24 protein-coding genes and 4 pseudogenes are annotated in these 25,933 nt (G+C 43.7%); 7 read left to right on the top strand and 21 right to left on the bottom strand.

Annotation, left to right across the window (positions count from 1 at the left end; translation table 11 throughout):
- Positions 1-232, bottom strand: a pseudogene (locus ACEYV4_RS04545) (ornithine carbamoyltransferase subunit F); the annotation flags it as partial.
- Positions 233-266: 34 nt separating this feature from the next.
- Here ACEYV4_RS04545 and ACEYV4_RS04540 point away from each other — a divergent pair.
- Positions 267-527, top strand: a complete 261-nt coding sequence (locus tag ACEYV4_RS04540) for a hypothetical protein (RefSeq protein WP_373842220.1) — start codon at positions 267-269, stop codon at positions 525-527.
- Positions 528-597: 70 nt separating this feature from the next.
- On the opposite strand, the pseudogene ACEYV4_RS04535 reads toward ACEYV4_RS04540, so the two are convergent.
- Positions 598-696: pseudogene (locus ACEYV4_RS04535) on the bottom strand (hydrolase); the annotation flags it as partial.
- Positions 679-837: pseudogene (locus ACEYV4_RS04530) on the bottom strand (GNAT family N-acetyltransferase); the annotation flags it as partial. The pseudogenes ACEYV4_RS04530 and ACEYV4_RS04535, both read right to left, overlap by 18 nt.
- A gap of 164 nt (positions 838-1,001) precedes the next feature.
- On the opposite strand from ACEYV4_RS04530, the gene ACEYV4_RS04525 reads away from it, so the two are divergent.
- A complete protein-coding gene (locus ACEYV4_RS04525; protein WP_373842219.1) occupies positions 1,002-1,844 on the top strand; it encodes an alpha/beta hydrolase in 843 nt (280 codons plus the stop codon).
- 81 nt (positions 1,845-1,925) lie between these two features.
- The gene (locus ACEYV4_RS04520; RefSeq protein ID WP_373842218.1) at positions 1,926-2,570 is read left to right on the top strand and encodes an endonuclease III domain-containing protein; all 645 of its coding nucleotides are present in this window, start codon (positions 1,926-1,928) and stop codon (positions 2,568-2,570) included.
- Here ACEYV4_RS04520 and ACEYV4_RS04515 read toward each other — a convergent pair whose 3' ends face one another.
- A complete protein-coding gene (locus ACEYV4_RS04515) occupies positions 2,571-3,401 on the bottom strand; it encodes a glycosyltransferase family 8 protein (protein ID WP_373842217.1) in 831 nt (276 codons plus the stop codon). It lies immediately after the preceding gene.
- 83 nt (positions 3,402-3,484) lie between these two features.
- Between ACEYV4_RS04515 and ACEYV4_RS04510 the strand changes: the two genes are divergently transcribed.
- Positions 3,485-4,141 (top strand): HD domain-containing protein, encoded by a 657-nt coding sequence (locus ACEYV4_RS04510; RefSeq protein ID WP_373842216.1) that lies wholly within the window; start codon positions 3,485-3,487, stop codon positions 4,139-4,141.
- A gap of 51 nt (positions 4,142-4,192) precedes the next feature.
- On the opposite strand, the gene ACEYV4_RS04505 is transcribed toward ACEYV4_RS04510, so the two are convergent.
- Both ACEYV4_RS04505 and ACEYV4_RS04500 read right to left on the bottom strand, forming a co-directional pair.
- Complete coding sequence (locus tag ACEYV4_RS04505) at positions 4,193-4,717, bottom strand: hypothetical protein (protein ID WP_373842215.1); 525 nt, start codon at positions 4,715-4,717, stop codon at positions 4,193-4,195.
- Positions 4,714-5,592 (bottom strand): DegV family protein, encoded by an 879-nt coding sequence (locus ACEYV4_RS04500; protein WP_373842214.1) that lies wholly within the window; start codon positions 5,590-5,592, stop codon positions 4,714-4,716. Before ACEYV4_RS04500 ends, ACEYV4_RS04505 begins: the two co-directional genes overlap by 4 nt.
- Before the next feature lie 219 nt (positions 5,593-5,811).
- Here ACEYV4_RS04500 and ACEYV4_RS04495 point away from each other — a divergent pair, with 219 nt between their 5' ends.
- The gene (locus tag ACEYV4_RS04495; protein WP_373842213.1) at positions 5,812-7,494 is read left to right on the top strand and encodes an NFACT RNA binding domain-containing protein; all 1,683 of its coding nucleotides are present in this window, start codon (positions 5,812-5,814) and stop codon (positions 7,492-7,494) included.
- Between the two features lie 138 nt (positions 7,495-7,632).
- Here the strand turns inward: ACEYV4_RS04495 and tpiA are convergent, their stop codons facing one another.
- From tpiA to parE, 6 genes are all read right to left on the bottom strand, one after another.
- A complete protein-coding gene (tpiA, locus tag ACEYV4_RS04490) occupies positions 7,633-8,436 on the bottom strand; it encodes a triose-phosphate isomerase (RefSeq protein ID WP_373842212.1) in 804 nt (267 codons plus the stop codon).
- A 146-nt stretch (positions 8,437-8,582) separates the two neighbouring features.
- Positions 8,583-9,518, bottom strand: coding sequence for a manganese-dependent inorganic pyrophosphatase (locus ACEYV4_RS04485; RefSeq protein WP_373842211.1), 936 nt, complete (start codon positions 9,516-9,518; stop codon positions 8,583-8,585).
- 107 nt (positions 9,519-9,625) lie between these two features.
- Positions 9,626-10,087 (bottom strand): NUDIX hydrolase, encoded by a 462-nt coding sequence (locus ACEYV4_RS04480; RefSeq protein ID WP_373842210.1) that lies wholly within the window; start codon positions 10,085-10,087, stop codon positions 9,626-9,628.
- Positions 10,088-10,098: 11 nt separating this feature from the next.
- Positions 10,099-10,593 (bottom strand): DUF1836 domain-containing protein, encoded by a 495-nt coding sequence (locus tag ACEYV4_RS04475; protein ID WP_373842209.1) that lies wholly within the window; start codon positions 10,591-10,593, stop codon positions 10,099-10,101.
- A gap of 28 nt (positions 10,594-10,621) precedes the next feature.
- Entirely contained in the window at positions 10,622-13,099 is a 2,478-nt protein-coding gene (gene parC, locus ACEYV4_RS04470) for a DNA topoisomerase IV subunit A (RefSeq protein ID WP_373842208.1), read from the bottom strand.
- 118 nt (positions 13,100-13,217) lie between these two features.
- Positions 13,218-15,215 (bottom strand): DNA topoisomerase IV subunit B, encoded by a 1,998-nt coding sequence (gene parE / locus ACEYV4_RS04465; RefSeq protein ID WP_373842207.1) that lies wholly within the window; start codon positions 15,213-15,215, stop codon positions 13,218-13,220.
- A gap of 232 nt (positions 15,216-15,447) precedes the next feature.
- Between parE and plsY the strand changes: the two genes are divergently transcribed.
- Positions 15,448-16,080: a glycerol-3-phosphate 1-O-acyltransferase PlsY gene (gene plsY / locus ACEYV4_RS04460; RefSeq protein WP_373842206.1), complete on the top strand. Its 633-nt coding sequence runs from the start codon at positions 15,448-15,450 to the stop codon at positions 16,078-16,080.
- A gap of 59 nt (positions 16,081-16,139) precedes the next feature.
- Here plsY and ACEYV4_RS04455 read toward each other — a convergent pair whose 3' ends face one another.
- A complete protein-coding gene (locus ACEYV4_RS04455) occupies positions 16,140-17,018 on the bottom strand; it encodes an aldose 1-epimerase family protein (RefSeq protein ID WP_373842221.1) in 879 nt (292 codons plus the stop codon).
- Positions 17,019-17,449: 431 nt separating this feature from the next.
- On the opposite strand from ACEYV4_RS04455, the gene ACEYV4_RS04450 reads away from it, so the two are divergent.
- Entirely contained in the window at positions 17,450-18,124 is a 675-nt protein-coding gene (locus tag ACEYV4_RS04450) for a hypothetical protein (RefSeq protein ID WP_373842205.1), read from the top strand.
- A 152-nt stretch (positions 18,125-18,276) separates the two neighbouring features.
- Here the strand turns inward: ACEYV4_RS04450 and topA are convergent, their stop codons facing one another.
- From topA to ACEYV4_RS04410, 8 genes and pseudogenes are all read right to left on the bottom strand, one after another.
- Positions 18,277-20,412, bottom strand: coding sequence for a type I DNA topoisomerase (topA, locus tag ACEYV4_RS04445; RefSeq protein WP_373842204.1), 2,136 nt, complete (start codon positions 20,410-20,412; stop codon positions 18,277-18,279).
- Positions 20,413-20,515: 103 nt separating this feature from the next.
- Positions 20,516-21,373 (bottom strand): DNA-processing protein DprA, encoded by an 858-nt coding sequence (gene dprA / locus ACEYV4_RS04440; RefSeq protein WP_373842203.1) that lies wholly within the window; start codon positions 21,371-21,373, stop codon positions 20,516-20,518.
- A gap of 47 nt (positions 21,374-21,420) precedes the next feature.
- Positions 21,421-22,191: a ribonuclease HII gene (locus ACEYV4_RS04435; RefSeq protein WP_373842202.1), complete on the bottom strand. Its 771-nt coding sequence runs from the start codon at positions 22,189-22,191 to the stop codon at positions 21,421-21,423.
- A complete protein-coding gene (gene ylqF, locus ACEYV4_RS04430) occupies positions 22,184-22,993 on the bottom strand; it encodes a ribosome biogenesis GTPase YlqF (protein WP_373842201.1) in 810 nt (269 codons plus the stop codon). The genes ACEYV4_RS04435 and ylqF overlap by 8 nt, the downstream gene beginning before the upstream one ends.
- Positions 22,994-23,070: 77 nt before the next feature.
- On the bottom strand, positions 23,071-23,292 hold the full coding sequence (locus tag ACEYV4_RS04425) for a YozE family protein (protein WP_373842200.1): 222 nt from the start codon (positions 23,290-23,292) through the stop codon (positions 23,071-23,073).
- Between the two features lie 14 nt (positions 23,293-23,306).
- On the bottom strand, positions 23,307-23,903 hold the full coding sequence (locus tag ACEYV4_RS04420) for a YpmS family protein (protein WP_373842199.1): 597 nt from the start codon (positions 23,901-23,903) through the stop codon (positions 23,307-23,309).
- 7 nt (positions 23,904-23,910) lie between these two features.
- Positions 23,911-24,834 (bottom strand): SGNH/GDSL hydrolase family protein, encoded by a 924-nt coding sequence (locus ACEYV4_RS04415; protein WP_373842198.1) that lies wholly within the window; start codon positions 24,832-24,834, stop codon positions 23,911-23,913.
- Between the two features lie 61 nt (positions 24,835-24,895).
- Positions 24,896-25,630: pseudogene (locus tag ACEYV4_RS04410) on the bottom strand (DegV family protein); the annotation flags it as partial.
- Between the last annotated feature and the right edge of the window lie 303 nt (positions 25,631-25,933).

The following is a 25,933-nucleotide window of genomic DNA, read 5'->3' as shown; positions in this document are numbered from 1 at the left end:
CGGCGGTGACCAGGTAGGAGTTGCCCATGTTGAAGCGGGCGTCACCGAGGTAGGCGAAGGCGATCTCGTTCAGCGGCTTGGCGCAGTGCTCGGTCATGGTGAGCACGTCGGCGAGCATCTGGGTGGGGTGCCAGTCGTCGGTGAGCCCGTTGAAGACCGGCACCCCGCCGTACGCGGCCAGCTCCTCGACGGCCTGCTGACTGTCGCCCCGGTACTCGATCCCGTCGAACATCCACCGGGCCAACGTGGTGTGGTCCAACCGGCAGGTGCTCACCGACGCGGGGATCGACCCCGACGCCACGTACTCGGACCTCTCGGCGTGGATGGACGACCTGGCGAAGCTCAAGAAGGCGGGCGTCACGCCGCTCGCCGTCGCGCAGGCGTGCAACATGGGGTGCGGCTATTGCTATGCGCACGGCGGCGATTTCGGCAAGCCGTCGCGCGCGATGCCGTGGGAGACTGCGCGCGCCGCGATCGATTCGCTGATCGACGGCGCGAACGGCGATAGAGCTAACAGTAAAATATAAAAAGAGCACCTAGAAGCAATTCTCCTAAATGCTTAATTTTAAATTTCCTGTTGATTTTGGTTATTACTAATTAAAGTATTCGCTTAGAAACAGATGGGTAGAAGTATGAACAAAACTTTTGCTTAATAACACCAAGATATGGCGTAGCTGCATGAACCAAGCCGTGGTTAATATCTGCCTTGACGTGTTCAACATTTGGTTTATCACCCTGCCATTGATCGATCCCTTGTGAAGCTAACTGATCACGGCCGTCACGAAGGATTTCGAGGATCTGATCCAGGTTGTTCATTGTCGCTTGTTTAATCTGCATTGATTAATCATCCCTTTACTATTTTATCTATCCAAGATAGGACTTTAATAATGTATCATGTTCTGCCTTCAATGGGCAAGCAAAAAGATCTCAGAATAATCACTGCATCCTCATAGATAATGTTATGATAGCAGTAATGAAAATTTAAAGAAGGCTTTTATTTCATGAAACATCGTTTTGCATCATTATTAGGCGGCCTAATTGTTGCTTTACTCTTATTCTTATTACCAATTAGTACGGTCCATGCTCAGACATTGTCAAACCACTATGTCCATTCAACTACCCCAACTTTGTTCTTTCACGGTTTTGGAAGTTCCGCCCATGCTGAACAGTACATGGTCAACGGAATCATGGCAGCTGGAGTCAGCAAGACTGCCATCGTTGCCAATGTTGGTGCCGACGGTCAAGTCCAGCTGGAAGGTCGGATCCCCCATAATGCTGTTAACCCATTAGTAGAAGTCAACTTTGAAAATAGTCGCAATTCTGACTATGATCTTCAAGGACAATGGGTCAAAAACGTGATCGTTAAACTTCAGGACACATATCACTTCAAAAAAATGAATATTGAAGCGCATTCAATGGGCAACATGGCGGTCATGTACTACCTTCTTAATAACGCCCAAAATAAGAAATTACCCCAGTTGCAAAAGCAAGTTGCCTTGGCTGGTACCTTTGACGGGGCAATCGGTTGGAACGAACCGGACCATTTAACCGTCAATGCTAAGACCGGTCAACCGTCCGCGATGAATGATACTTATCGTAAACTTTTGCCGCTGCGACATTCCTATCCTCGGCAAGTCCGGGTACTCAATATTTATGGTGACCTAGGCAGCGGCGATGATAGCCAGGTCAGCAACACCTCTAGTAAGTCGCTGAAGTACTTGTTGAATAACCGGACTCGGTCCTACGCCGAAAAGAAGATTACTGGTTCCCAGGCTAAACATGAACTGCTTCACCATAATCCACAGGTTAACCAATTGCTCATCAAGTTCTTCTGGGCCAAATAATTAGGACTAATAAGGGATCAACTATTGTCAAACAGTTGATCCCGCCTTTTTTGTAAAATAATGTTGAAAGGATTGAATCAGATGCAATTAACTATCACTCAGCTTTACCAGAAAATGCTTGACCAGATGGGCCCTTCTGGATGGTGGCCGGCCGATTCCAAAGCTGAAATCATCATTGGTGCCATCTTGATTCAAAATACCAATTGGCGTAACGCCGACCAGGCACTTACTGGTTTGCGGCAGGCAACCCAATTAGATCCAGAAAGGCTTTTGGCCCTTCCAATAGAAAAATTACATGATTTGGTCCGGCCTGCCGGCTTTTTTCACAATAAAAGTCGGGCTTTGATCAGCGTCTTTTCTTGGCTACAGCAGTTCAATTACAACTATCCCGCTATTCAAGGAAAATATGGTATCCAGTTACGGTCCCGGCTTCTCAAGCTCCGGGGAGTTGGTCCAGAGACCGCTGACGTATTACTGACCTACGTTTTTGATGTACCAACTCTGATTGCCGACAAATATACCCGGACTCTCTTTACCTTGCTAGGAATTAAAGGTCTGCGTTCCTACCAACAACTTGCTCGATTAGTAACCCTACCGGATGATTTTACACCCGCCATGGCTCAAGATTTTCACGGCCTAATTGACGAATTTGGCAAGGTTTACTTTCATCCCCTCGCCAAGTTTCAGAAAAGCTTCCTAGCTGGTGACCAACTAGTTTTGAAATAATTATAGTATTAACTTATTCTGCGCTAAGCGTTGTGCTAACCGCCAATAGTGTTTATATAAAGCAGTATAGTGGCCACTGTTCTTATTAACCAACCAAGGCTTCTCCCGGCCACAATAATGAAGGATAACGGTATGCTTGACTACCCAATCCAGAGTCCACTCACCAAAAGAAATTGTTTCATAGATTCGGCCGTTTCGGGTATCAAAATTATAAAGCTCATCCGGAACGGATTTAATGTACTTGCCATAGAGAGCATTTAAGACGTCTTGATCCGGCAAAAGGAGAACGTGTTTACGAATATAGGCAAAAATGTCCTGGGGTTGGACATGACGACGGATAGTATCCAAATTCATTAGAAGAACCCCAGAATTATAATAGCCATCAGCATCAAAATTTTGCAAACGAATCTTATTGATAACCTCGGTGGTGTTGGTTAAACCAGTATGGATAGCGGAGGCATAGAGATAGCCATCGAGATCAGTGTCATAAAGACTGGTTAAGTCATTAATGCAAAGGACATCGGCATCGAGATAAAGAATCTTGTGTAAGTCTTCCGGCAGGAGCTTGTGAGCTAATAGGCGATAGTAGATCGTTGTTGGGTAGCGATCGGTTACCGGTGCTTGTGCAAACATCTCGTTTTTAACCATTACCGGGTGGTAAGTCATTTTTAAATTCTGACAAACTCGCCGTAATTCGGCGGTTTTTTGCAACGGCTGTTCCTGGATTACGTAAACATTGATCTTTGCCGGCCTTGTATTAAGTCGAATTGACAACAAGACAGTTTCCAGTTGGGTAGTATAATTATCATCAATAGAAAACAGTAAGTTCACCAGTACCTCCTCCAATCATTCCTATTAATTATAGCAATTTTGGAAGCAAGATACTTGGTTAACTTTCGTAATGGAGGCTCATCATGAATCAAGAAGAACAAATTGTCGCGGTTAAAAATTATACCATCGCCAAGCTAGGCGCCGATAAGACTGGTCACGGCATGGACCATATCAATCGTGTCGTCCGGATGGCCCGCAAATTGGCCCATGGTGAAGGACTAGATCCATTCTTACCGGTAGTTGCTGCTTACTTACATGACACAATCGACGAGAAACTAGTAAACGACGTTGCAACTGCCAAGAATGAATTGCGGTCCTACCTAAAACAGAATAGTTTTTCCACTGAACAAATTAAAACAATCATGGATACCATCAGCAATATTTCCTTTGCCCATACCCTCGACAATACTCCACTCCATCTCTCCCCAGTAGCCAAAGTTGTTCGGGATGCCGACTGGCTGGATGCGATCGGTGCTATCGGAATTACCCGCGCAATTTATTATGGTGGTCGCCACCAGGAAAAAATTTACGATCCGGCTATTCAACCTCGTCAAAAGATGGACCGGAAGGAATATCGGAACCTAAAGGATGAAACGATCATCAACCACTTCACTGAAAAGCTACTCCGCCTCAAAGAAATGTTACAAACACCAACTGCTCGTCGAATTGCTGAGCACCGACAACGAGTGATGATTGATTTTTTGAACGAGTTCAAAGCTGAGTGGCACGCCAAAAAATAAGATGGCAAGGTTAAAGGGCCAGGGGAAAGCCTCCTGGCCCTTTAATTAGTTCTAAGAAATAATTTGATTCAATTTTCGCCAAGCAATCGTTATCGGAGCCACCAGGATACCATACAGCAAGGCTGCTAAAACACTTGATGATAGTCCAAGACGGACAAAGGCCAAACCGGTTGACCACTGACCGTCGAAAAACCAACCGGCTACTAAGAGGCTTAGTTCCATCAAGACAAAGGTTAATATCCCAGCCACAATACCAAATAAAATTAACTGTTGGTGACTAACTGGGCTGGACTGTCGATTACGTAACCAGGCCACAACAATTAAAGTCACCAGGATCGTAACGAACACTTCATCATTAGCCGTTCCTTGAAGGTACATAATTACTAAGCCAATCACTATAATTAAGATTGCTAACGGGATACCAAGTGTTAGGAGTGCACTGATTCCTATAATTCCCGCGAGTGGGGCAACTAAACTGCCTGTCGGCAAGATAATTTGTGGACTAATAGCCGCAATAATGAGCATTAAGGCCACCGCAATAATTACGGTGGCCACGTTTTTAACTGTCTTCCTCATTCTAAAGGCTTCTTTGTGGTGTCTTGCATCCAAGCCAATGCTAAGGCTCCCTGCCCTAAGTGGGTACCAACTACTGGGCCGAAGTAGTCAAGTTCAAAGTTGATCTCTGGGAAATCATTTTGTAGCTTAGTCAACCATTTCTGACCAGCTTCCGGGGCATTAGCATGAAAGACCAGTCCCCGGACCGGATAATCAATTTTAGCTAAATCAGCCTTAAAGATCTCTTCACACCGTAACTTAGCTTTTTTCATCGACCGTACCTTTTCAAAGGCTTCAATAGCGTGGTGTTCATTATGAAAACTCAACAAGGGTTTAATCTTCAAAATTGAACCCACAAATGCAGAGGCATTAGACAACCGTCCACCCCGGACTAAGTTTTGTAAATCATCAACCACGAAGACTTCATTAATCGTATCGCGTAGCTTAGTCAATTTGGCAATGATGGTATCAAGGTCATCCCCATGCTGCACCATCTTCGCAGCTTCAATTGCCAAGTAGCCCATCAGCTTAACAGTAATATGGCTATCGAAAGGCACAATCTTAATCGTATCTTTCATATCTTCGGCAATCTGGTTGATGGTGTTTAAAAAACCGGAAATTGAACTAGTGAGGTGAATACTAATAACGGCATCATATCCTTCATCAGCCAGTTTCTGGTAAAGCTTCATCATCTCACCAATTGATGGCTGGGAAGTACTTGGGAAGGTATTCGATGTCTTTAACAAGTGATAAAATTCCTCAGTTGTTATATCAACACCTTCGCGGAAGCTCTTACCGTCCACAACAAACGGGATCGGTACAACATGGATGTGATTAGCAGCCACCTCTGCTGGCGTTAGGTAGGCCGTGCTGTCAGTCACAACAGCAATTTTCATTTTATCGTCCCCCAATATGTTAGTTTTGTTAGCTTTTATAATTATGAATAATTGCGGAATAAGTAGTATTAAATACCAGTATAATATAAGAAGCATACCACATCCCCTAGTATAAACCAACCTTCTTTCACTGAACAAGGCTTGAAACTTGTTTGGCCGTGCAGAACAACGGTATAATAGGTAACGCTTGAATTTTAACGTAAGAAAGGAGTACTATGCATGTCTTTTGATGGTTTCTTTACCCATGCAATGGTGCATGAATTAAATCAAACTTTAACCACTGGACGCGTAGCCAAAGTCAGTCAACCCTATCCAGCCGAGCTGATCATTACAATTCGCGCCCATCGGCATAACCACGCCCTCTTATTATCAGCCAATCCATCCTATCCACGGATTCAAATTACTACAATTCCCTATAATAACCCGGCGGTACCAACCAATTTTACGATGACGATGCGTAAATACCTGGAGGGGGCCATTCTTAGTTCTATTAAGCAGATTGGCAATGATCGAATCGTCAAATTGACCTTCGATACTCGCGATGAACTTGGTGACAGTCAACACCTAATTTTGATCAGTGAAATCATGGCTCGCCACAGTAACATCTCTCTAGTTAACCAGAAGACGGGGAAGATCATTGATACGATCAAACACGTTGGTTCTGACCAAAACCGGGTTCGCTTACTCTTACCCGGAGCCACATTTGTTATGCCACCTAAGCAGGATAAGCGCAATCCCTACCTGCCAAACCAACTCTATTCTGATCTGGTCCGCCAATACCAAGATCCTCATGAACTGGCTCACCAGCTTCAACAGGGCTATGAAGGCCTTGGCACTGATACTTCTCGGGATCTTGCTAATCGTTTACTAGCTAGTGACCATCTGCCAACCACCTACCAGCAATTTATCCAACACTTTAATTCACCAGAGCCAGTAATTATTGATGGTAAGCGGAAATCTTTCCTAGCATTTCCACCACTTAATGCCCACGATGACGATATTCAATTTTTCCCAACTCTTTCCGAAATGCTGGATAATTATTATGCTCAAAAGGCTCAACAAGACCGTTCCAAAGAATTAGCTGGTCAGGTAATCAAAGTTATTAAAAATGAGCTGAAAAAGGACCGGCGCAAGGTTAAAAAATTTAATCATCAACTTGCCGATGCGGCAGCAGCTGATCGCTACCGAATTCGTGGTGAAATTCTAACCACTTACCTAAGCAAGTTAACCCCAGGGATGAAAGAGATCACCCTGCCAAACTTCTATGATGATAATAAGCCACTCAAAATCAAATTGGCCCCTGAACTTTCACCGTCACGGAATGCTCAGAAATACTTTACTAGATATGATAAGCTTAAAGCCTCGGTGGCCCATGTCAATGAACAAATGAAGTTGACTAAGGATGAGATTGCTTACTTTGAAAATATTCAAAATCAAATTGAACTTGCCTCGCCTTCTGATATTCAAGAAATTCGGCTGGAGCTTCAGCAACAGGGGTATATCAAGACTAAGCACCATAAAGGTAAGAAACGACGTAAAGTCCGGGCCAGTAAACCAGAACAATTTCATACCAGCGATGGTACGCTAGTAATGGTTGGTAAAAACAATATGCAAAATGATCGGCTTAGTTTCAAAATTGCCAACAAAAACGAAATCTGGTTACACGTAAAAGACATTCCCGGTTCTCACGTTGTCATCCGGTCAACTAACCCGAGTGAACAAACGATTCTTGAAGCGGCGCAATTAGCTGCCTACTTTTCAAAGGGCCGAAATTCGGATAACGTTCCCGTTGATTATTTACCAGTCAAGCGTCTTCATAAACCAAGCGGTGCCAAACCGGGATTTGTTACTTTTCGTGGACAAAAGACCCTTTACGTTACTCCGCATAAACTTAGTAAATAATGGTAAGTTAAAAATAAAATGGCATCCTGATGAGGGATGTTGTTTTTTTGTTCTTTAGTTAAAGTAAATTAATACTACTTTTACTTTCTAAAAAAGGCTTGTGCCCTACGATTTTACATAGAACAGAAAGCCTTCTCACTAATTATTCTTTTTTTTAGTTTCCTGTTGAGTTAATTGAGCCTCCTCTTTTTGCGCATAATTAACCATTTTGAGAAAATTATCAACGTCCAGGCTAGCTCGACCAATCAAAACCCCATCGATATCAGGCTTCGACATGATTTCTTTGATGTTGTCCGGATTGACACTTCCACCATATAGGATACGAATCTTGTCAGCAATTTCATAGGTATAGTTATCAGCAATCGTCCGTCGAATCATTCGACAGCCCTCCTCAGCCAGGGTGGCATTAGCATGCTGACCAACACCCACTGCCCAGCTCGGTTCGTAAGAAATCACGACTCGCCGAATTTGATCTAAGGAAACACCATGGAGAACACTCATTAATTGCTGAAAGACATAGTGAATCTCCCCATTAACTTCTTTTTGAACCATCGTTTCATCGGTACAAATGATCGGGGTTACCCCAATCTGCAGAGCTGCTTTAACTTTCCGGTTAACTGCAGCATTATTTTCACCAAAAAGGCGACGACGCTCAATATGTCCTAACATGGCATACTCGGCCCCCAAATCATGAAGGCCACGGAGACTTAATTCACCAGTATAGGGACCCGAATATTCCGCTGCGGCGTTTTGAGCGATAATCTTCAAGCCAGGCTCGCCAGCCGCTTCCTTCATCGGATAGAGAGAAAAAGCCTGGGGAGCAATCCCCACTTCAACTTTATTTGGATCCGGCAGCTTCCCCTTGATGGCATTAACAAATTTAATCGACTCTGCCACCGACTTATGCATCTTCCAGTTAGCGGCAATAAACGGTTTACGCATATTAAATCCCCCTCGTTGATTTTTTGTCAATAATAATTACTCTAGGTTAATTTAATTAAATTATGACACATTTAACCGACCAGGTCAGCAAATTTTAAAATAAAAGGGCAACATCGTGATACGCGACGTTGCCCTTTTTAATTCAATTAACCTTCAAAAGCCTTCGTCAATGGTGGAACCACTTGCTTCTTCCGTGAAACGACTCCTGGCAGGTTCATCCGCTTTTGATCGTTCAGCTTGTGACCAAAGGCTGCTTCAACCTTGTCGGTGTGGTCGCCAACAACCAGCAGTTCAGAGTCACTATTCAAAATGTTCGTAGCAATCAGGATAAAGAGCTTGTAGCCATTAGCATCCATTAATTCGTGCATCTTCTTTTCCAAGTCGGCTTGCCGCTTGAAGACGTCATCCAGGTCTACGGCATTAACTTGGCCGATCCGCATCTTAGTGCCGCCTAATTCAAAGGTCTTGGCATCACCATCAACAATGTCAGCATCAGACTTTTCATCAACGTTGGCACCGGCCTTTAGCATTTCAATACCGTATTTCTTATAATCATCGACGCCAGCCACCTTAGCCAGGTACTTAACGGCCTCGCGATCATGGTCAGTCGTTGTTGGCGAATTTAACAACAGGGTATCAGAAATGATAGCGGAAAGCATCATCCCCGCCAAGTTAGCAGGAATATCAATATGCTTTTGCTGGAACATCTCGGTTAAAATAGTGCTGACACAGCCATAAGGACGTAAGGTTGCCCATAATGGCTGAGCAGTGTTGAAGTTTGCCAAACGGTGGTGATCAACCAGGTGGGTAACCGTTACCTTATCGATATCGCTGACACTCTGTTGAGGCTCGTTGTGGTCAACCAGCATTACTTTATCAACTTCGTTAGCAACGGTCTTGACAACCCGGGGAGCCTTCATTCCAAACTTATTCAAAGCATACTTAGTTTCATCATTAGGTTCACCTAAGGCAACCGCTTCGGTTTCATAACCCAATTGATTCTGGAAGTATGAGAAAGCCATTGCCGCCGTGATGGCATCAGTATCAGGCTTTTGGTGTCCAAAGACTAATTCTTTTTCCATAACAGATTCCTCCTGTTTGTTCACATTTTGCACCAATTAGTTCCGTGCGTGAACCAATCGCTCTTAATCATTTTAGCATGAAACACTCAACCCGTGCAGGGCTTTGTTTAAGATTCACGTTTTGCAACAAATTTTTGAAGGGTCGTCCACATTTTTAGTTGTTGATGGCTGAAAAAGCGCGGTGGTTGATTTAGTGCGAAATATTGAAGCCTGACCGTTTCACTAGGCTTGGGTTGCTGCGTTTTTTCTCCTGTTCGTTTAACCAAGTAAAAGGCATTAACCGGTTGAACCCGATCACCATTAGGATAAGTATAAAAGTCATGGTCAAACATTCCCAGTAACTTTACCGGGGTCACCGCGATTCCAGCATCTTCTTTGACTTCACGCGCCGCAGTTTGCGCAAAAGTTTCACCATATTCCATATAGCCACCGGGAAAACTCCAGTCACCGGTGTCAGCTCGTTCCTGCAAGAGAACCGCTCCCTGGTCATTAAACAAGGCGCCAGAAGCACTAGTTAAAATTAACGGACGGTGTCCCACTAAACTACGAATTTCTTGAATATAAGCCATTAAATTTCTCCTTATAAATCTGCACTAATAGCATGAAAGTAACGATCAACCACCGCATGATAGGCAATCGCTAAAGCTAAAGAATGCAATACTCGTTGTTGGTCAGTCCGCGCTTTGACTATTAAACGCTTTGGCTGGTGGTTAGCTACTAAATAAGCATTTTCCAGTTCATCACAAAAGCAATCGTAAGACTGTGCAGGAGTAGCGTGACTCTCCTCTTGAATCTGAACAGCTACCCGTAACGTCGCTAATGACAGGATGTTCTTAGCAGCCGCAATAAAAATTAATTTAGCCAAATGGTCCCGACCATACTGTCGTTTGATTGGGCGCGGTAGTAGGTGATGTTTGACATACGCACTAATCATCGTTGTAGTTAAATGAACATCTCCTAATGGTGCCAGGCGATTATTAATGTAATCAGCAACCTGATCTAAATACAATCCCAAAGTCGGTAATTTTTCATAACGGGGTAGCCGTAACACATCTGGGGTAACTATCTTTCCCATTATTATTCCTCATTCCAATCATTAATGGTCAATTAGTTGCCGGTTGTTTTTCCTTTGTTAGCTTCAACACATGGCTTTGCTTAATTCGGATAGCAACAGGTGTACCTTGTGTATCGGTATCAATTACAAAGGTTCCATTAGATTTAATAGAACCTAGGTGGTGGTCCGCAACCGCAATATCTTGGAGCTGTGGTCGGTCGGTAATGACTTCAAAGCTCCCAGCAAAGTCAGCATTGTAAGCCAGAAAATCAGCAATCCGGTGCGGGTGTCGCTTCAGACGATGTAGAACCAATTCACCCCGTCGTGACCGGGCACCAACAGCAATTTCGTCAAGAGGCATTTCCTTAAAGGCTCCCCGTTGGGTAATCGTCGCAATCCGCTGACCAGCCGTAACTGAGGCCAGGTTCACCATCACATCATTCTCTTTAAGATTAATGGCACGAACTCCAGCCGTCCGAATTCCGGTTACTGGAACATCCGCTACATCAAACCGTACCGCATAACCATCCCGACTGATAGCCAGTAAGGATTGGTCTTTATTGGCTGGCTCATAGTAGATGACATTAACTAGTCGAGCCTCTGGTGACTTAAGCTTAATTGCCACACTGGCATGACTCTTATAACGTGAACCTGGCTGGTAGTCTTTAAAGGCCGACTGCTTAACTTGGCCGTCACTAGTCCCCATGATCAAGGTACCTGGGAGGTCGAGTTTATCAAAAATCATTGCCTTGATGATCTTTTCATTCTCGGCTAGACCAATCGTCTGTGAAATATGTTCGCCGGTATCCTTCCAGCGGACATCAGCAATCTCATGAACTGGTCGATAAATAACGTGGCCAAGATTGGTAAACATAAAGAGGTGGGACAAGGTATTAGTTTCCTGAATAAGTAATGGATAATCGTCTTCTCGCAGGCCATTTTCATCAATTGCTGAGGCCTTAAACGAACGCAAGCTACTACGCTTAATGTAACCGGCATGGGATACCAGAACAACCACGTCTTCATCGGCCACGGTAACCTTAGTATCAATTTTAAGCTTTTCTACCTGGTTCTCAATCTTGGTTCGCCGGGGATTGCCGAACTCTTTTTTAACCGCTCGCATCTCTTTTTTCAAGACGTTGGCCAGCTCATGATCACTGTTTAGGATCAGTTGGAATCGGCTAATTTGCCGGTTTAATTGTGCTTGTTCATTTTGCAAAGCAGTCACATCAGTATTAGTCAGACGATAGAGTTGCAAGGTCACGATCGCCTCAGCCTGTTCTGGCGTAAAGGCATACTGGTCAACCAGGTTACGCTTGGCGCCCTGACGATTTTTACTGGAACGGATCGTCTTGATAACCTTATCAAGCATCGAAAGAGCCTTAATCAGTCCCTCAACAATGTGTAACCGGTGTTGGGCCTTCTGAAGATTAAAATGGGTCCGACGACGAATGACTTGTTTTTGAAAGGTCAAATAAGAAGTTAAAATCTGCTTAAGGCCAACCCGCATTGGTCGTTGGTCATCAATGGCTACCATATTGAAATTATAGTTGATTTGAAGGTCGGTATTTTTTAGAAGATAGTTAAGAATACCGGTAGCATCGGCCCCTCGTTTCAACTCAATGGCAATCCGTAATCCACTACGGTCCGTTTCGTCACGGGCTTCGGCAATTCCTTCAACCTTTTTAGCTAATCGCAAATCATTGATCCGCTTAACCAATTGAGCTTTGTTAACCTCATACGGAATTTCGGTAACATTAATTTGCTGACGACCACCACGCAAGGTTTCAATGCTAGTCTTGGCACGAACCACAATTCGACCTCGCCCAGTTGTGTAAGCTTTTTTAATGCCATCTATTCCTTGAATAATTCCACCGGTTGGGAAATCAGGGCCTGGAATGAATTCCATCAGTTTGTCTAGGTCGGCCTCAGGATGGTCTACCAAATAAATTAAAGCATTTAATACCTCGGCTAAGTTATGGGTAGGAATTTCGGTAGCATAACCCGCAGAAATCCCGGTGGCACCATTGACTAGCAAATTAGGAAAGCGAGCTGGCAGGACAGTTGGTTCTTTTTCGGTATCATCAAAATTCAAGGTCATTTCAACGGTATCCTTATCGATATCTTCCAACATCAAACCGGCAATCTTACTCAAACGAGCCTCGGTATACCGCATGGCTGCCGCCGGATCACCATCCATGGAACCATTATTACCGTGCATTTCGATTAACGGTTCCCGTAGTTTCCAATCTTGGCTAAGACGAACTAGGGCTTCATAAATAGAGCTATCACCATGGGGATGGAAATTACCCATAACGTTCCCAACTGACTTAGCAGACTTACGAAAGCCTCTGTTATAAGTGTTGCCATCCTTGTTCATCGCAAAAAGGATTCGCCGCTGTACTGGCTTCAGGCCATCCCGAATATCAGGTAAAGCCCGTTCCTGAATAATTGATTTTGAATAACGACCAAAACGGTCACCCATGATCTGTTCGAGTGACATGGTCTCAATTTTCGCGCTTTTCACAAAAACGTATCCTTTCTATGAAAATGGGAAACTAATGTGTGCATATAACATCTGGCATTGGCTTCCCACCTGTATTAATAAATAACTTTATCATTGGCGGTTACTGACCACCAGTTGTTTACCGACTCTTGCTTAACTGACCCTTATTTTCTACCAATTGATCCGATTCTTGATCGTCGCTAAGCGTGAACTGAACATTTTGCTCAATCCATTTCCGTCGTGGTTCAACCTTAGTACCCATCAAGGTAGTGACTCGACGTTCGGCCAATTCAGCATCTTCAATCCGGACCCGGATCAAGGTTCTGGTAGCCGGATTCATGGTTGTTTCCCATAGTTGGTCGGCATTCATTTCACCGAGTCCCTTAAATCGTTGCAATTGAGCGGTTTTGCCCATCTTTTTAGTGAGTTTCGTTAGCTCTTCGTTAGTCCAAGCATAGGTAATCTTGGTCTTAGCACCGCGCCCCTGCTGTAAACGATAAAGTGGTGGCAAGGCAATATAAACTTTGCCGGCTTCGATCATTGGTCGCATGTACTTATAGAAGAAAGTCAATAACAAGATCTGAATATGGGCACCATCATCATCGGCATCAGTCATGATAATAATTTTATCATAGTTAGAATCCTCAACCTTGAATTCTGAACCGGCACCAGCACCAACCGTATAGATAATGGTATTGAGTTCCTCATTTTTCAAGACATCATCCAGCTTAGCCTTTTCCGTATTGAGTACCTTTCCTCGTAATGGCAGGATAGCTTGGTATTTCCGGTCCCGACCTTGCTTAGCAGAGCCACCGGCAGAATCACCTTCGACGAGGAAGAGCTCATTCTTCTTAGCATTTTTCGACTGGGCTGGTGTCAACTTGCCAGATAGGTTCCGTTCTTTTCTACTACGACGTTTACCACCACGGGCCTGGTTACGAGCTTTACGAGCCGCTTCCCGAGCTTCCCGAGCCTTAAGAGATTTCTTAATCAACATTTGGGCAAAGTCGCCGTTTTCCATCAGTGCATAATTTAATTGTTCACTAACAATGGAATCAACAATCTTCCGGGCTTCAGGGGTTCCTAGCTTGTCCTTGGTCTGGCCTTCAAATTGAAGTAACCGTTCTGGGATACGGACAGAAATCACCGCCGTCAATCCTTCCCGAACGTCGCTTCCCTCAAGATTTTTCCCGTTGGGCTTGATTAAGCCAATCTTCTTAGCATATTCATTGAAAGTCTTGGTCCAGGCACTACGGAAACCAGCTTCATGAGTCCCACCGTCTGGCGTCCGAACGTTGTTAACAAAGGACAACAGGTTTTCAGAGTAACCATCATTATATTGGGCAGCAACTTCTACCTCAACTCCATCTTGCTTGCCATCAAAGTAAAGGATTTTTCCTAAGGTATCTTTACCTTCATTCAGATAAGCAACGAACTCCCGGATACCATCTTTGTATTGGAAAACATCTTGCTTTTCCTGGCCCGGTCGTTTATCGGTTAAAATAATCTTAATTCCCTTAAGCAGGAAAGCCGATTCACGCAACCGATTAGCAAGGGTATTATAGTCGTAAACCGTGGTTGTAAAGATTTTAGGATCCGGTTTAAATGATACCGTTGTACCGGTTCCAGCCTTCGTTTTCCCTAATTTTTTAAGGGTGCCAACTGGATGGCCGCCATTTTTAAAGATTTCCTGATAACGCTCATGGTCCCGAACAATTGTTAAGGTCAGATGAGTTGACAAGGCATTTACAACCGAAGCACCTACCCCGTGTAAGCCACCTGAAGTCTTATAGCCATCAGCTTGACCAAACTTACCGCCAGCATGCAGGACCGTCATGATGACCTCCGGAGTAGGCTTCCCAGAGGCATGCATTCCCACGGGCATCCCCCGACCATGATCTTGAACCGTGATTGTATTGTCGGCTTCAATCGTCACGCTGATCTCATCACCATACCCTGATAAAGCCTCATCAACGGCGTTATCAACAATTTCATACACCAAGTGGTGGAGACCCCGAGAATCAGTTGAGCCAATATACATTCCTGGCCGTTTCCGTACCGCTTCCAAGCCTTTTAAAACCTGGATAGAAGAATCATCATATTTCACTTTCTTTGTGGTCACAAAATGACCTCCCATTAATTACAGTTTAATTAAAACATATGTTCGATTATGTTCGATAAAAATATTTTAGCATTACCCGCCGCTGAACGCAAATACTGGTAGCCAAACGAGAAATGCAATTCCATTAAAATAATACGCAAAACTAGTTTATTTCGCAAATCACCTAAAATTTCTGGTAGCACAATGTTCTCTTTCATGCTATTCTTGATGGGCACCTACGTAATTATTAGTGAGGAGTTAATTTTTAATGACACTAAAAATTATTGTCATGGTGGTCGTTGCCTACCTGCTTGGTTCAATTCCATCGGGACTATGGATCGGACGGTTTTTCTACCATAAGGATATTCGCCAACTTGGTAGTGGCAACATTGGTACCACCAATACTTTTCGAACCTTGGGGCCTAAGGCTGGGGTTGTGGTTCTCTTCATGGACATCTTCAAGGGAACTTTAGCAGCCTGCCAACCTTACTTCTGGGGAATCAGTACCAGTGTTAACCCTTTGTTGATCGGTCTTTTTGCCTCACTGGGTCACACCGCTTCAATCTTTGACCATTTTCATGGTGGTAAAGCTGTCGCTACTAGTGCTGGAATCCTCCTGGCTTACAATCCACCACTATTCGGCATTGCTTGTCTGATTTTTATTTTAACCTTAGTTTTGACCAGCATGGCTAGCTGTGCCAGCATTATTGGCATTACTTCTATTTTCATTATCGCCATTTTTATTCATGATTGGATTTTGACCCTGGTAGCCGGCTTCTTAACCCTCGTTGTCCTTAATCGACACCGTAGCAACATCAGCCGTATTTTTTCCGGCAAAGAATCAATGGTTAACTTTGGCCTAGGTTACTATCTTCGCCAACGCCACCAAAACAAAAAATAACTAAAGCCGTGATCATGTTAATCGATGATCACGGCTTTTTAATTGTCAGGAATTTGGTTTTAAAATGTGCGAATACTAAACCGATAATCGGCGGTTTGTCCTGGTGCTAATCGATGAAGATCCTGTTTATGGAGTAACTGGCCATCCGCATTCACGTTATCGGCAATTCCCCACCAAGGTTCAACACAGACAAAGTTAGCCTTAGCTGGATAAGCCGACCAAACACCAACGTACTGCGTTCCTCGTGTCGTGACTGTGACCCCATGTTTACCAGCCGGATCATGCAGGGTTGCCGCAAAATTACTGCCGGCCGTCTTGAAAATCACAGCATCGTGAGCAAAAAGCTCGTGGTTAAGTCGCAATGGTTTATTCATATCAATCAGTTGGGGGTGGTTAGAGTCATTATAAGGCCCTTGTAACACGATTCGAGAATATTCACCAACTGGCTGGACAGTCAGCTGTAACTGATCAAACTTTGCTCCAGCTGTCAATGGCATATTAAAGCCTGGATGAGCACCGATTGCATAAAGCATTGCTTGTTTAGTAGCCGGGTTTTCAACTCGGTAATCAATCATAATTCGATCGTCAACCAATTCCATGATGACGAAAAGACGGAAAGCAAAAGGATAAGCTGCCCGTGTTTGAGCATCATCATGCTGTTCAAACACGACCCGATCGCTTTCCTGCTTAACGACAGTAAAACGACGGTCACGGGCAAATCCATGCTGCGTCTGATGATAAGTCTTACCTGCAAAAGTATATTGATCATTCTTTAATCGACCAACAAAGGGAAAAAGAATTGGCGCTTGACGACCCCAACTTTTACTATCACCCTGCCATAGGTATTCAAGCAAGCTGCCTTGGCGTTTAATACTGTGTAATTGAGCTCCTAGTTCATTAACTTCAACTTGTAATTGGTCATTGTGCAAAAAGATCATCATGATCACTCTCCATTGTTAAGCGTTTATCACTATGCCAATAAAAAGGCCCTAACCGCACCATAGCAGATTAGGGAAACCTTTTCAATTAATTTTGTTAGTAAATTTAGTAAAATTTAACTTCATAATTTTACCAGCTAATACATTTATCATAAATGTTAGATCATTCATCAATTTCTCCATAAGATTGATCAAGTGGTAGTAAATGTGTATAATTTATGGTAGCGCTTACAATAATTAAATAATACGACGTCCAAACGTGATCGACGTTAAAAGCTATTAGGAGAGATCTAGCATGCAATCAAAGAAACTCAGCAAAATTCTTTTGTCTATTTTTCTAACCTGCTTTATCATTTTCGGATTAACCGCTTGCGGAACTAAAGACAGCACGGGAAAAGGTATTTAAGGCAACACTTAGCAAAAGTAAAATAATGATGACACTCAATTACGTTGCAACAACCCGATTAAAAACCAATAAAAATGCTACGTATACAGTTGAAGATAGCAAGGGGAATGACATTCAAGATTCACGAAAGACTGCATCAGGCAAAGTAAATATTCAATTTAATAAGGCCGGAAAATATACCGTTATTGCTAAAAGTGATAATGGACACGTAACTAAGAATCTTCCGGTAGCCGTTAAACCATGTTTCATTACCTTGAATAAGACCACCTCAGCTGTTGGGCCCTTGCAATTTCAGATTAAAGACATTAAATATGAACAAAAGATTAAACCGAAGAAACCCAACAATGATGCACTCTATAACATGGATAATTACGCTTCTCTTAATCACACTTATTACCAAGTTACCGTCAATTATGAAATTCGTAATAATGGTGACAAACCTATTGATACGGACAGTACATTATGGTCTCCCACTGATGACAATGGTACTGAATTTCAGGATAACGGTTCTGCTGACAGCTACGTTTATGATACCGGCGCTGGTGCGGGAAAAGTCGCTCCAAAATCACACCGCGCTGCGACACTCTATATGATTTCCAATAAGAAGTTTACCGTTAACAACTTAAAATTCAACGTTGATGAGATTTGGCAAAATGATGACACCAAAATTGGCGATGGCGGCGTAGCTCAATTGCAATAACAACATAATATGTAAAAAAAGCCAGCTTAAAAGCTGACTCAATAATTAATCATTTAAAGTAATTCCCCTGACATTTCCAGAGGAATTATTTTTATTAAAGTAGAATTGCTTTAATTCACAATCACTATCACCACGTTCAAATTTCATTAATTTTATTTTTGAACATTTTCCTGGTAGTCGCCGTTCGGACAAACGACTTGTCTACCGCCCTTGACTTTTTTCTCTACCAAGAAATGACCATCCTTAGGACAATTTCGGCCAATTGGCTTATCCCAGGAGACAAAGTCACAGTCTGGATATCGAGAGCAGCCATAGAACGTCCGATTTTTCTTAGATTTACGCTCAACCACTGTTCCCAGATGACACTTTGGGCAAGTTACCCCTGTATTCTTGACAATTGCCTTAGTATTTCGACACTTTGGGAAGCGAGAGCAGGCATAGAATTTACCATAACGCCCCATCTTGATAACCATCGGAGCACCACAGATGTCACAATCCATCCCGGCTAATTCATCCCGCATTTGAATCTTATCAACCTTAGCTTCGGCAGCTTTAACTTCCTTAGAAAATGGTTGGTAAAAGCTATCAACAACCTTGACCCAGTTACGCTTACCAGCTTCAACCTGATCAAGTTCTCCTTCAACGTCAGCAGTGAATTTAGCATTAACAATCTCTGGAAATTGTTTTTCGATAATTCGGTTAACAATTTCCCCTAATTCGGTTGGTTCAAAATGCCGAGAAACCAAACGAACATAATATCGCCGTTGGATCGTATCCAAGGTTGGGGCATAAGTTGATGGACGACCAACTCCGTTCTGCTCCAAGGTCTTAATTAAAGCTGCTTCGGTATAACGAGCCGGTGGCTGAGTAAAGTGCTGAGCTGGATCATCACTGACCATCTTAGCAGTATCACCTTCATCAAGGTCCGGCAAAAGATTATCTTTTTCGACTCCTCGTTGATAGACCTTAGTAAAGCCAGGAAACTTTACCTTTGAACCATTAGCCCGGAAGTCAACGCTATTTTGTTCCAGATCAACGGTCATCGTGTCGACCACTTGAGCTGTCATTTGACTAGCTACGAATCGTGACCAAATTAAACTATAAAGCTTATATTGATCATTGGTCAGGTAAGGTTTCATCTTAGCCGGAGTCCGGTAAACCGAGGTTGGTCGAATTGCTTCATGAGCATCCTGAGCTCCTTCAGGCAGTTTTCCTTTAACCGGTTTGACGGCGGCAAATTCTCCCCCGTACTTTTCATGAATAAATTTAGAAGCCTCATGTTTAGCAATTGAGGCAATCCGAGTGGAATCGGTCCGCATATAGGTAATCAAACCGACCGCGGCTCCTTGCTTAATGTCAATTCCTTCATAAAGCATTTGAGCTGCCATCATTGTTTTTCGTGTTCGGAACTTTAAACGCCGGTTAGCATCTTGCTGCATTGTTGAAGTTGTATACGGTGGTTGTGGTAACCGTCGCCGTTCTCGTCGGGCAACTTTGGTAATGGCAAAATGCTTACGCTTATCCAATTTACTCAAAACTGCTTGCACATCAGCATTATTATGCAATTTCTCTTTTTTACCATTTTCACCATAGAAACTGGCTTTAAACTGGTCCTGACCATGCTTAAATTCGGCCTCAATCGTCCAATATTCTTCTGGCTTGAAGTTTTTAATTTCATTTTCACGCTGAATGATCAAGTTTAATGTAACCGACTGAACCCGACCGGCGCTAAGGCCCTTTTTAACCTTTTTCCAAAGAATAGGGCTAATCGAATACCCTACTAAGCGGTCAAGCACTCGTCGCGCCTGTTGGGCATCAACAAGGTCCATGTTGATTGTTCGCGGTTCCTTAAAGGCTTCTTTAACCGCGTCCTTGGTAATTTCATTAAAGGTTACTCGGTTTTTTTCTTTATTATCTAGTTTAAGAATATTGGAAACATGCCAAGCAATTGCTTCTCCTTCTCGGTCAGGGTCCGATGCTAAGTAAACAGCTTTAGCATTCTTAGCATCCTTCCGTAACTCTTTGATCACGTCACCCTTACCACGAATTGAAATATAATCCGGATGATAATTATTGTTAACATCAACTCCCATCCGGCTTTTAGGTAGATCACGAACATGACCGAGACTAGCAACTACTTTATAGGAACGCCCCAGGAATTTACCAATTGTCTTCGCCTTGGATGGTGATTCGACAATCACCAATTTCTTCCGCGGCTTTGCTCGTCGAGTAGTTTTTCTCTTAGTTGTTCTTTTTTTAGTTTTACTTGTAGTTGTTTTGGTTGCCATAAAATAGGCTCCTCACGTTTGATAATAATTTCTCTTCTATTATTAGACCATAAAACCATTATCTGTCAAATCTGAAAAGCCTTTTTCGCAAATTAACTAATTTTTAACTAAATTCATCTAATAAATCCTGAGCTCGAAGAATCGGCTTGGCTCCAGCGGCGATCAATTCGTTACATCCCAGGGAACGAAGAGTATCGATTCGTCCCGGCACCGCACAAACATTGCGATTTTCATCTAATGCTAAATTAGCGGTGATCAAGCTTCCGCTGCGGCGCTTTGCCTCGACTACTAGGAGAGTCTGAGAAAGACCAGCAATAATCCTGTTCCTTTCCGGAAAGTGGTATGCCAAGGGTGGCTCTCCCAGACCATATTCGGTCAATACTAGGCCATGTTTAGCAACTTGGGACTGCAAAAATCGATTTTCAGCTGGATAACAACGATCTAATCCACAGCCAATTACACCAACCGTCAATCCACCATAGTCGAGGGTTAATTGATGGCTTAAACCGTCAATACCGCGTGCCAGGCCACTCACCACTACCAAACGATGCTTGACCAGCTCAGGAATAAATCCGCGAAGAACTCTAGTACCATAAGGAGAGGCATCACGGGCACCTACAATTCCAATTGCCGGTCGTTGTAACAAGTTCAAATTACCGGTATAGAAAAGTACTAAGGGTGGACAAAAGGTTTCTTTTAATAAGGATGGATATTCCGAATCAACAAGACTAATAAAGGGACGGTGACTGTTTAAGGCCACCACCCGGTCTAAGTCGGCACTAGCCCAATTATTTTCTAGGGCGGTTCGTGCGCGAACACTGAGTTGACAGTCTGCAGGTGGGTGAACTAGGTCATAATGATAATGATGGGTGCGGACATAGGCCCATAAGCGGTATTTGCTTGTCCGCCCTAAGCCCCGACACAAACTTAAACGTAATAAAAATTCACGTGCTGATAACATAAAAAAGCCTCCTGCTAAATAAGTACGAGACTTTTATCAATTATCTATTAATTTTTCAAATACTTTTGGACAGGGCTAAATGATCGCCGATGAATCGGTGTCACACCATGTTTTGCTAGGCCAGCGAGGTGTTCTTTAGTCCCATAACCCATATTTTGAGCAAAGCCATAACCAGGATAAACCCGGTCATAATCACGCATCAAATGATCTCGGTACTCCTTAGCCACAATGCTGGCAGCGGCAACACTAATACTCTTTTGATCGCCCTTAATCAGGGTTGTCTGGGGAATAGAAATTTTCAATGGCACGGCATCCACAATTAAGTGGCTAGGCTGGTGATGCAACTGACTAACGGCCCGGATCATCGCGTCTTGAGTGGCTGCATAAATGTTCAAACGATCAATTGTCTCTCGGTCATTGACGGCAATACTAACCTCAACCGCTTCATTGACGATCCGTAGGTATAGGTGTTCGCGTTCGTGGCGAGTCAATTGCTTTGAATCTGTTACTCCTACCAAATCAAATGATGGATCAAGGATAACGGCACAGGTGACGACCGGACCAGCCAAGGGGCCACGGCCAACCTCATCCATTCCTGCCACATAGGTACAACCTTGTGCCCACAAAGACTGTTCGTACTTAAAGCGATGCCGAAAGGCTTTTAAGGCTACTGCTCTTCGCCGCAACTGACGAGCATGTTGAATCAGAGCATGTTGAACTCCCTTGCGCGTATCCTCTTGCAAACGTTGGATATAAGGATCAGCGGGGTCAGTGATTTGGGCAAGATGGGCCTTAACTTGACTAACGGTTTCACTCATTGATGCCATCCTCATTCAGGTCAGCAGGGACTTCCATGGTAATTGGGCCAAGTTTCCCCTTCCGCAGGTCAAAGATTAATCGCTCACTACCACGGTCATAGTCATCACGAAAGCCCATCTGTTTAGTAATAATCAACAATAAGTCAGGGTTACCAACCGTTTCAGCTAAATCGGCATCATTAAGTCGATACCGTTTCTGCAACAATGCTGGTTGGTGAGCTCGTAAATACCGAAGAGCAAAAAGGGCCACATCGTCCTTGGGGTAAAGACTATCCTTAATAGCTCCACTGAGCGCTAACATTTGACCCTGCTTCTGACTAGCAAATTTATGCCACAAAACCCCTGGTGTATCAAGTAGCTCAAGATCCGCTGAAGACCGTAGCCACTGCTGACCAGTTGTTACTCCAGGACGGTTGCCAGTCGCAGCAACGTTCTTTTTTACTAAATGATTGAGAAAAGTTGACTTCCCCACATTGGGTACCCCAACGCACATCGCACGAATTGGTCGCTTCTTTAGTCCTTTAGCCTGATCTGCCAACATTCGGCCATGAAGAAGCTTCTTACTTTTAGCAGTAACCACTTTAGCAATATTTTGCTTTCGGGCATCCAAAGCTAAAACCGGTTGTCCATGTTGCTTAAAATAGGTCAGCCATTCCCGTAAACGACCTTGGTCTGCTAAATCCGTCTTCGTCATAATCAATAAGCGCGGTTTATCCCCAGCGGCTAAAGCAATCTCCGGATTCTGTGACGAATATGGCACCCGCGCATCAACTAATTCAAAAACAATATCGACTAATGGCATCTGTTCACGGATTTACCGTAATGCCTTAGCCATGTGTCCTGGGAACCATTGAATTGTTGCCATTGTTATCCCCCCCCTTAATTCATTGCATCTAAGTAACGCTGCCAAGCCTTATCAAAAATGGTCATCGTCGGTAAGTAGTCAGCATTTTCTTCTAAATATTTAGAGATTTCTTCAAAATCCGTCGATTGTTTGGGAAAAGTACTATCTAAAAAGGCGTTGTTAGCAAATTGCTGGATTTCATCAGCTCCCGCAGGATTGCGTTGGGTCATTAGGTAGCGATAAAAACTATCTCGCATTATTATTCTCCTCCCTAATTGTTATTTATTGGCACAGTAATTAAAAACTTAAAATGTCCGGTTCCCATATTAATTTCCGAGGCTGAATATTTTAATGAACGGTGTTGACTATAGCGATTTAAATCAAGCAAAATGGTCTTCTTTTGAGCATCAATCGAGACCCACTTAGGAATATTATAGTTTTTGGCAATATAGCCCATTACAAACTTGAGTGGTAGGTTAAGACGTCCTACTGCCAGTCCTTTAGCCCGCAGCAAAACATTTCCCTGCTTTGTCTTCTCGGGAATAAAATTCAAAGAAAAACGAATTTTAACTCCCATGAATTTAGTATCACCTACCAAGGTTGCGTAACGCTTGCCAACAATAAAATGGTATTTAACTTTTTGGCCCTTCAAAAACTTATTCAGGTAGTTGGCCGAAAGAGCATTAACCTGACGACGATTCAACTCCACCATCACCGACGTGTCACTAGGAGCCGTTGTTCGCGTTAATTCTGGTTGCGGGGTAGGGGCAACTGCTTTGGACAAAATAGTTCCACCACCAATTAAAACGATCGCCAATAGAACAATGAAAGCCCATTTCCACCAGTTAATTGTCCGTTGTTTTCTCATCTAGTTATTACCTCTTTACATATTCCCAAGAATCATGATGACACATCGAACGGAAAAGCTTAGTAGCAATATGTTCATAGCCACGATGGTTAGGATGAAAATTATCATCTGTAGAAATATAGTCATTGAGGTTATGGTCTTTATTATCCATTACCTCAATTGCCCGTTGTTGACTAATCTTCCCCCGATTAATCTTTTTTTCTGCCTTAACCAGCCGTTGCCGGGAAGCCTTGGTTGTATACTGACCATAGGACATCAGGTGATTAATATCGACAAAATACATTCGGTGATAGGTCCCCATTACTTGTCGAGTAGTTTGATTCCACTTAACGATCGCGTTGTTAATTGTCGTTACATCTGGAAAATATGCATAAAACGGATTATAAATACTCATTACAAAAATCGGGGCACGGGGATTTTGCTGACGCACAGCATCAAAGAGTGCATGTAACTTTTTTCGATAGGTTTTAGTCGATTGATTAACATCCTGATCAATCTGGTTGGGGGAATCCAAGGCATCGACTTCAAGGTGCTGCATTAGATCATTACCACCAACGGTCATGGTGATCACGTCAGCATGCCGCAAGTCGGCCCTGATCCGCTTTTGCGACTTTAAGCGAGCTAAGATTTGATCAGAGCGGTCACCACTCACCCCGTAGTTGACAGTTGTCACCGTCGTTTTTCGATAGTGGTGTTCAATCTTATGTTTAATAATATCAACATAACCACCTCGTTTAGTTTCATCCCCCTGGCCATGCGTCAAGGAATCACCTAAAGCTACTAATTTAACATGACGTTTTTCAACGTAACGAGGCGCCTGTACAGGGGTTTTAGCAATTGTTGCTGGATGGCTAAAATGGTACCAGCCGCCTCCTAACGCTAAGAGAATGACTACCACCAGGGCACCAATCCACCAACTCTTCTTTTGCATACCATTTCCCCCTCAACAAAAATGCGGCCGGATAATCGCTGACCGCATTTTATTTTTCCTATTATTCTGTGTAATACAACAGGCAACAAGCACCTAGACCAGTATGGGTAGCAATAATTGGTACTGTTTCCCTGACAATAATCTTGATTCCAGGATAAATTTTTGTGAGGCCCTTCTTTAGTCGAGCCACCTCTTTGTCTGCTTGAACATGTGAGATCCCAATGGCCTTAATCTTTGGTCCCTTAGCCATTTTAGCTAAGATTTGGTCCCATTCTCTGTGAATAGATTTGGTCCCCCGCCCCTTCATAATGACGTGAATCTGGCCACCATAAACCTGGAGCATCACTTTAATATTAAGCAAGCTGGAAAGGGCTCCGGCAAATTTACTGATCCGACCACCAGCCACGAGGTTCTTAAGATTGTCAATTGCCAAATACAGTTTACTCTTCGCTAAAACCTCTTTCATTTTAGCGATGGCATCGGCAACCGTCCCGCCCTTCGCTAAAACCTGAGCGGCTTCTACAATCTGAAAAGCCATTCCTTGGTCAGTAGTCTGAGAATCATAAACCGTAACCTTAGTCTTAGAGAGTTCAGCCGCTTGTTGGGCCGCATGCACCGTTCCAGAAATTGAAGCCATCATGGTAACACAGAGGACTTCGCTCCCATCGGCACCAAGCTTATCAAAAGCATCAACAAACTTACCAATTGGTGGTTGCGAGGTCTTTGGCAGACTTTTAGCTTTCTTCATCATCTCTGGAAACTGGGCATTAGTGATTGTCTCTCGCTCGGTATAAACGACCCTTGGCGGCGACATGGCCGCGAGGGCGTGAGGCAACGGGACGCCCGGGCGCGGGTAAATTCAACACGTTCACGGTAAATTAAGGCGCCATCGGGTTGTCTATTCGGGTCCGGCGGAGATTCCACAGTGCACGACATCGTCTCCATTCTTTCGCGCGAAGGGGTCGTGAACGACACCGCGGCCGAGCAGGTGCGAACGGCCCTGTCCACGGGCGAATCGCTCGATGACGCCCTTCGGTCCGCCATCGGGAAGGACTCGAAGGACGGGGTCGGCGAGGAGAAGCTGCTCCGCTGTCTGGCC

This window comes from Limosilactobacillus sp. (assembly GCF_041859915.1).
GTDB lineage: Bacteria > Bacillota > Bacilli > Lactobacillales > Lactobacillaceae > Limosilactobacillus.
Note: the sequence above shows the minus strand (reverse complement) of the source record. Positions and strands in the feature narration are given on the sequence as shown.